7 protein-coding genes are annotated in these 6,798 nt (G+C 37.8%); all 7 read left to right on the top strand.

The window, feature by feature from the left end:
• Window positions 1–124: 124 nt before the first annotated feature.
• The 7 genes from B3D98_RS02245 (at window position 125) to rsmH (ending at window position 6,765) form a co-directional block, all read left to right on the top strand.
• The gene (locus tag B3D98_RS02245) at window positions 125–892 is read left to right on the top strand and encodes an enoyl-CoA hydratase/isomerase family protein (RefSeq protein WP_016992547.1); all 768 of its coding nucleotides are present in this window, start codon (window positions 125–127) and stop codon (window positions 890–892) included.
• Between the two features lie 111 nt (window positions 893–1,003).
• The gene (locus B3D98_RS02250; protein ID WP_004224822.1) at window positions 1,004–1,381 is read left to right on the top strand and encodes a transcriptional regulator; all 378 of its coding nucleotides are present in this window, start codon (window positions 1,004–1,006) and stop codon (window positions 1,379–1,381) included.
• Window positions 1,382–1,758: 377 nt separating this feature from the next.
• A complete protein-coding gene (locus B3D98_RS02255; protein WP_288580149.1) occupies window positions 1,759–2,661 on the top strand; it encodes a ketopantoate reductase family protein in 903 nt (300 codons plus the stop codon).
• Entirely contained in the window at window positions 2,658–3,053 is a 396-nt protein-coding gene (locus tag B3D98_RS02260) for a DUF3397 domain-containing protein (RefSeq protein WP_048394673.1), read from the top strand. The genes B3D98_RS02255 and B3D98_RS02260 overlap by 4 nt, the downstream gene beginning before the upstream one ends.
• Window positions 3,054–3,449: 396 nt before the next feature.
• Window positions 3,450–5,066, top strand: coding sequence for a bacillithiol biosynthesis cysteine-adding enzyme BshC (gene bshC / locus B3D98_RS02265; protein ID WP_054549857.1), 1,617 nt, complete (start codon window positions 3,450–3,452; stop codon window positions 5,064–5,066).
• Between the two features lie 254 nt (window positions 5,067–5,320).
• Window positions 5,321–5,752, top strand: coding sequence for a division/cell wall cluster transcriptional repressor MraZ (gene mraZ, locus B3D98_RS02270; protein WP_048394670.1), 432 nt, complete (start codon window positions 5,321–5,323; stop codon window positions 5,750–5,752).
• 62 nt (window positions 5,753–5,814) lie between these two features.
• Window positions 5,815–6,765: a 16S rRNA (cytosine(1402)-N(4))-methyltransferase RsmH gene (gene rsmH / locus B3D98_RS02275; RefSeq protein WP_048394669.1), complete on the top strand. Its 951-nt coding sequence runs from the start codon at window positions 5,815–5,817 to the stop codon at window positions 6,763–6,765.
• Window positions 6,766–6,798 lie beyond the last annotated feature (33 nt).

Below are 6,798 nucleotides of genomic sequence, written 5' to 3' on the forward strand. Positions count from 1 at the left end.
TGGCTCTTTACTAGCCTTTTTGTTTGCTTGAAAAGACGGAATATTTCGTTGATTATGAAGTTCTTTACGATAGTGAAATAATTGTGTGATACAATTTATTCATTGCGACAAAGGGGGTAGTAATATGTCTTATACGATTGACAATCATGATGGCATTATGACGTTTACCATTAACCGTGAAGAGAAACGGAATGCTGTCAATGATGAAGTGATGAACGGTCTTCAAGAAGTCATTACATATATTCGTGGGCATGAAGATGTGCGTTTCTTAGTAGTGACTGGTGCTGGCGATAAATCGTTTTGCTCAGGAGGGGATTTATCTGAGTTTCATTCTTTGGAAACAGAGGATGAGGCATTTGGTATGTTAAGTAAGATGGGGAAAATATTATATGACCTTGCTACGCTTCCTGTACCAACTATAGCACTTATAAATGGTACTGCTGTTGGAGGGGGCTGTGAGATTGCAACAGCTTGTGATTTTCGTTTAGTAGCTAGCCATGCGAAATGTGGATTTATTCAAGGAACACTAGCCATTACAAGTGGCTGGGGTGGCGGTACATATTTATTTGAACGAGGTTTGCGTCATGATCGTGCGATGAAGATGCTCGTGGATGCGAAGCCTTACCCTGCGCAATTATTATATGAGATAGGATGGGCTATGCGTGTTTTTGAAGGCTCAAAAGAAGATGCCTTGAACGATTTTATTGAACATATGCGAAAAATTCATCCTTCTGTTCATAAAGCTTATAAGGAGATTGAGCTTAGAAAGTGGCGTGAACGAAATATGTATGAGCGTGTGATGGAAGAAGTTCGTACCTGTGCAAAGTTGTGGGAAAGTGAAGCGCACCATCAAGCGGTTAATAATTTCTTGACAAAGAAGAATAATAAGTAATGTATAAAGACAGTGTTGAGAGTAAAAACATCATCACTGTCTTTTTTCATGCAATGATTCTATTTTGCTTGCTTTTGCATATAGTAGTAAAAAATGCGAGGGTGATAGATTATGGAATTGAAAAAAAGAAAAGATCAATGGACAAAGGAAGATGATGAAAGACTAGCAGAAATCGTATTGCATAATGTGCAAAATGGCAAAACACAGCTAGAGGCCTTTGAAATGGCGGCCATAGAACTAGGTCGTACAAAACAAGCGTGTGGCTTCCGATGGAATAAAACATTGCGTGGTCAATATAGTCAGTCACTACTAGCTGTGCGAAATCAGCCCCAACAATCTATGCGAAGTCATTTGAAATTAGCGTTGACAAGTTTTGACGAATTAACGGAGGCTTATCAAACGCTTGAAATGAAGCATCGGGAATTGCAAAATGAGCATGAGAAGCTAGTGAAATGGCTTCAGCAAGGTTATTCATTAATGAAAGATTAAAATTATGATTACGTGGTTTTTGGAACATGAATTACATTGCTTTTCTTTTATGGACATAAAACCCTTTCTGTATATCGTCAATAATCAGTCTATCCTGTATAATAAAAGAACCTGCGTAGAAGGTGCCTTAGATGTATTCTAAGGCACCTTATTCTTATAGTTTTATGAAAAGTATACTATTCAGAGGTGAAGCATCAGATGGGGGTTTTAAAGTCTGCTGTTATAGGAGGCACGCCAAAAAGTGCTCACCCTTTTTGATGGTGTGAATAGTATTGTGTTGCTTCAAAGTATCACAGAGTGTTTTGAGTATTTTGGAATAATATGGATGTGGTGACATCGAGGAACATTGATCAGTAAAGATGGAAAGGGTGTAGACAATGAAAGTAGCGATAATTGGAGCAGGGGCAGTTGGTCAATTAACAGCAAGTTTTTTAGCGGAGTCTGGTGTACCAGTAACGTTGGTTGCCAGAAGGCAGGAACAAGTAATTGAACTAAATGCCAAGAAGTTAACACGTATCAACGTTGATGGGACTAAAACTGTGCAAAGGATTGTTGCTACTACAGATTTGGCTAATCTACCAAAGCAAGATTTACTAGTGATTGCTGTTAAATACGGACATTTGCAAAAGCTCTACAATCAATTAGCCTTATTCTCAAGTGAAATGCCGTTGCTTTTTATGCAAAACGGCTTAGCGCATTTTGAGGAGGCACTACTCTTGCCACAAAAAAATATCGCCTTTGGTTCAGTGACCTTTGGAGCTCAATTGTTGGACCATTCAACGGTTCAACATAGAGGAGTAGGGCTATTTAAAATAGCAATAGAACGAGGAGAACACCAGGCTTTTCAACAGCTACTGCAATTACAACGTTCCTTATTTCCTATTGAATTGGCTAGTAATGCAGAGCAAATGCTTTTTGCAAAAGCGGTACTTAATAGCTTAATTAATCCATTGACAGCTGTATTGCAAGTAAAGAACGGAGAGTTAGTGACTAATCAACAAGCATTTTTACTGCTAGAAAATATTTATCGAGAGCTTACGGAAGCTTTTGAAGATATTGAACACACCATATCTTTTATTGATGTGATAGACTTATGTAGGAAAACAGCCAACAATACTTCATCTATGCTAGCGGATCGTCTGCAGGGGAGAAAAAGTGAAATCGAAACAATTGTTGGTGTCATTCTAAATAAAGCTTTAGCAAACAGTCATAATTTACCTACTTTGCGTACTTTATATCATCAAGTGCTTGCAATAGAGGAGAGCGGTGAAAGAAGTTGAAAGACCTTTTACATATAGTTATTAGTATCATTATTTTTTGTCCAATTGTTCTTTTCGTAATTGTTTATCTGGTTGGCAGGAAAGTTAAAATTCGAGGCACACATGCTTTTGGAGCAGCCTCTGATGTTACAACATTGTGCTTGTTTTTTTCTGTTCCGTTAGCTATCGGTGTGCTTTGGCGTGTGAATGTTGGGGCGCTTTTAGTGATCCTCGCGATAATGATGGCCATGATTTTTACATATATTGATTGGCGGACTAAAAAGGAAATAGAAGTAAAGCCGTTATTAAAGAAAATTTGGCGTTTTTTATTCTTAATACTTAGTACAGCTTATCTAGTGATATGTATCGTGGGTGTTATCCAATCCATTATGGAATATTTACAGGTTGTCTAAGCATTTTCTTTTCATGTTGAAGCTTTAAGCGTTAAAATAATAGCATTAAAATAGTTATAAAAATCATTCTATGGGGATGAGAATATGGATTGCATTCATAAACCTTCGTAACTAGAAGCGTAGTTCAGTGATATGAGGAAGTGAACCAGCGCATGTTTTTTTGTACCGAAAGCAAAGTTAGGTATAGAAAATCCTTCTCGAGGAAGAACGATGGCTTTAAATCGAAATGACTGCTGCAACATTGTTGCCTAAAAGCCGCTAATAGATGCCGCGGATTTTTTTGAGCAATTTGAATGTGAAGGCAACATTGAAAGCCTCATGTGCATAGTATGAATGAAATTCAATTTCTTGTTATGAGTAAGGAAATGATTTAGTGAGTAGAGGAGTTTATGTTAAATGAAACTGGAGTCAATCCAAGTACCTATAAAAAATCATGTACTAGCAGATTACTGGTCGCCAAATACTGCCATTCATCAATTTTTTGAGTATGAATACAATGATCAAGCTTTTGAGAAAAGAGCGGAGCATTTAGCGCGAAATTCCCGTGATCAAAAAGAGTTAACAACAATCATCCGTCAATTTATGGAGCCGCTGGGGTTATCCAAAAAAGCGAATGAACATTTAGAACAACTAGAGCAAGGAGCTATGGTAATAGTTGGTGGACAACAAGCAGGTATCTTAACAGGCCCTCTTTACTCCGTTCATAAAGCTATTTCAGTTATTGCATTAGCGAAAGAGCAAAGTACGAAGCTTCAACAGCCTGTTATTCCTGTTTTCTGGATAGCTGGAGAAGATCATGACTTAGAAGAAATCAATCACACCTATACGGTACATGGGGAATTGCTGAAAAAAAGAGCTTATGGGGAGCGCTCTAGACGTAAAACGATGGCTTCTGCAACAGCCCTCAACAAAGAGTCGATGACGCAATTAATTAATACTATTATTCGTGATATTGGAGAAACAGAGTATACAGAAACACTGATTAAGCAATTAATTGACGCATTGAACAATAGTGAAACATTTACAGATTTCTTTGCCTGTCTAATGAATCAATTATTCAAAGAGGAAGGCTTATTATTAATCGATGCCGCTAACTTTGAATTCCGTCAATTTGAACATAAATATTTTGCTCAAATCATTCAATCCAATGAAGAAATTGCTAGAGTAGTAACGGAAAAGGAGCAAGAGCTTGAACGTGCTGGCTATGGTAAGCCTATTTTAGCAACATATGAAGCAGCCAATTTATTTTACGTAGAAGATGGGGAGCGACATCTTTTAGAAAGAAAAAATGATCTGTTTGTTAATTTAGCGGCAAACCTTAAATTTACACAAGAAGAGCTATTAGAAGTGGCGCATAATCATCCTGAACGTTTAAGTAATAACGTAGTAACTCGCCCGTTGATGCAGGAGATGACATTGCCAGTATTAGCGTTTGTTGGAGGTCCAGGAGAGCTAGCTTATTGGGCGACACTGAAAAATGCATTTTCAGTGTTAGATTTACAAATGCCGATTTTTGCTCCGCGCCTACATATAACTATTGTCACTCGTCATGTAGAGCAATTATTACGCGAGCATCAACTAACTGTTACTGACGTATGGGAAGGGAAAGCATTACACCTGAAAGAACGTTTTATTGCAGATGTACAGGACAGTGAAGCCAAACGCCAAATTCAAGCTATGCAGCAGTTGTTAGTAGAAAAATATGAAGAGCTAGCCTCCTATTTAGAGAAACAGCATCTGCAATTAGATAAGATTCTTGAGAAAAATCAAGAAAATCATGCGAAGCAATTTGACTATCTACAGCAAAAAATTGAACAAACTGTATTAGGTAAGCATGAAACGACGATTCGTAAATTTATGACATTGCAAAATGAATTATATCCGAATGATGGTTTCCAAGAGAGATCCTTTAATCCGTATCAATATTTCAATGAGTTTGGACCTATGTTAATTACTGAAATGCTGAAGCAAAATTATAGCATCGGTAAACACCACTATTTACTTTATTTATAAAATTAATAAACAGATACTTTTTACCTAAGTAGTAATTTGATATCCTGTGAATTTGATGAATAATGTCGAGATAAATAGTATTTAAAGAGCTATCCTACCAGGGGTGGCTCTTTTTTTGTATCATTTAGCACATGTCAAAAAAATTCCTAAAGGTCTAATTGCACATTAAGTGATAAAATGTCAAGTTTTTTTTAAAAAAAGTGGAGGAAAGTGGGGGGATGTGGTACATTATTTAATAAAGTGGGGTGAGTAGTATGTTCATGGGAGAATATCAACACTCCGTTGATGCGAAAGGGCGATTAATCGTACCGGCAAAATTTCGTGAAGCTTTAGGCGAAACGTTTGTTGTCACAAGAGGTCTCGATAACTGTCTATTTGGCTATCCTATGAATGAATGGCGAAAACTCGAAGAGAAATTAAAAGGTTTACCAATGACCAAAAAAGATACACGAGCATTTGCGAGGTTTTTCTTTTCTGGAGCAACAGAGGTAGAGATAGACAAGCAGGGGCGTATCAACATCCCAACTACCCTTATGCAGCATGCGCATCTAGTAAAAGAATGTGTGGTGTTGGGTGTTTCAAATCGAATCGAGATTTGGGCTAAGGATGCTTGGGAAGCTTACTTTAGTGAGTCTGAACAATCTTTTAATGAAATTGCAGAAAATATGATTGGCTTTGATTTTTAACTTGTAATAGGCATTACAACGTGATAGTTGAATGAGGTTAAGGCCTGAGAGGAGCGAGTGGTATGTTCGATCATACAACCGTGTTATTAAAAGAAACTGTTGATGGGTTGAACATAGATCCTGATGGTGTATATGTGGACTGTACACTAGGTGGTGCGGGACACAGTGAATATCTAGTACAACAATTATCAGATAAAGGCCGCTTAATTTGTTTTGATCAAGATATGACGGCTATTGAAAATGCGAAAATTCGATTAGCACCTTATATAGAGCGTGTTACATTTATCCATTCGAATTTCCGTTACTTAAAAGAAGAACTATTAGCTCATGGCATTAAGCAGGTTGATGGTATTTTATATGACTTAGGCGTATCTTCTCCACAATTAGATACACCTGAGAGAGGCTTTAGTTATCACCACGATGCACCACTTGATATGCGTATGGATCAAACTGCAACACTGACAGCATCAGATGTTGTTAATCAATGGGCATACGAAGATCTTGTTCGTATATTTTTCCGTTATGGAGAAGAAAAATTTTCTAAACAAGTTGCCCGTAAAATTGAAGAGGCTCGAAAAACAGCACCGATTGAAACAACTGGTCAACTTGTAGAATTAATTAAAGAGGGTATTCCAGCAGCGGCACGCCGAAAAGGTGGACATCCGGCAAAGCGCATTTTCCAAGCAATAAGAATTGCTGTTAATGATGAGCTAGGCGCAGCAGAGGATTCATTAGTCGATGCGATTGATATGATTAACGTAGGGGGGCGCATTAGTGTCATTACGTTCCATTCATTGGAGGACCGCCTATGCAAGACAATCTTTAAGGAAGCGTCATCATTACCGGAATTACCGCCAAATTTACCTGTAATTCCTGATGACATGAAGCCAACTTTAAAGCTTATTACACGAAAGCCAATTATTCCTTCTGATGAAGAATTGGCAGTTAATAATCGTGCGCGTTCAGCGAAGCTTAGAGTGGTGGAGAAAATTAACGACAAAGGGCGTGAGTAAATGGCAGCAGTTCGTGTAAGGCAACAGCACCAA

It is taken from the genome of Lysinibacillus sp. UBA5994 (assembly GCF_002429725.1).
Taxonomy (GTDB): domain Bacteria; phylum Bacillota; class Bacilli; order Bacillales_A; family Planococcaceae; genus Lysinibacillus; species Lysinibacillus capsici.